Origin of the sequence: Pseudoalteromonas sp. 0303 (genome assembly GCF_013349995.1) — a bacterium.
In the GTDB taxonomy this organism is placed as follows: domain Bacteria; phylum Pseudomonadota; class Gammaproteobacteria; order Enterobacterales; family Alteromonadaceae; genus Pseudoalteromonas.
Window position 1 is genome coordinate 1 of record NZ_JABVXF010000109.1, and the last position, 958, is coordinate 958.

The 958-nt window shown below is 36.2% G+C and carries 1 protein-coding gene; it reads right to left on the reverse strand.

Annotated features, from left to right (window positions below):
- Positions 1-908: hypothetical protein (locus HUS62_RS23545; protein ID WP_220095108.1), on the reverse strand; the 908-nt coding region annotated here is incomplete at its 3' end.
- Positions 909-958: the final 50 nt, after the last annotated feature.

Sequence of the window (958 nt, forward strand, 5' to 3'; positions counted from 1 at the left end):
TCACTGAATAGCTTTATGTCAGTGTTTTTCCAATACTGAGATAGCTTAATCCTTATCGCATCTAAAAAATCTTTTGAAAATATTCGCTCGATTGCTTCCGAATCCCAACAACCCCATTTCATATGGTTGGATTCAGATTGCCTCAGCATTTTAAAAATATTAAAAAAAGTGTTTTCAAACTTCTCTTCATCTAATTCAAGAGTCGGGCTGTTTAGAACTTGCTTTCTCCATTCAGTCCAGCTTTTCAATCTTTCTTCTTCTTTTACTTTTGCTTCTTCCCGACGCTGCTTTATTTCATGTTCATATTCATCAGGCTCGATTGGAACTGGATATAATTTACTGTGTAAATATGGGTAATATTCACAATCTTCAGAAATGAGTTCTTTTAATGTATCTTCAAGCTTTGGTAGTTTCTGAGTAGTTACTAACTGCAGTAATCTAAATAAAGCAGCTGCCTTTTTATCTTTTGACTTGCTGTTTTTGAATGCATCTAAAACCCAAGGAATATCATTTTCGCCATATGGCTGGAGTAAATTAGTGTGATCAATATGATAATCACTAACTAGAAGATCTATTTCACCTTCAAGTGCAGTCGCTAACTTAAGACAAGCCCAATAATACGCTTCTCTATGTACAAGTGATGTTTTTAGAATGTCTTTTAGCGCCTTTACTTCATCCCTAGCAATTATACTTTCTTGATACTCCGAAAAGTGAAAGGCTACCGCCAGTGACCATGCCCAGCCTTCAAACTCTTCCTTCAAATACGGAACCGTCTTTGAACAGGAGCAGTAAACAGCATCAGCAAAATGTTGATATTTTGAATCCGCTCGAAATATGCGTGATTCCTCAGTTCTATTCTCCCAAATTATTTGGGCAAAACCATCTCGAATAGTTGCTACCGACTTCAAATCTATTGCTTTAGACTCTACACATTTATACAGCTCATAACCTAACCCAT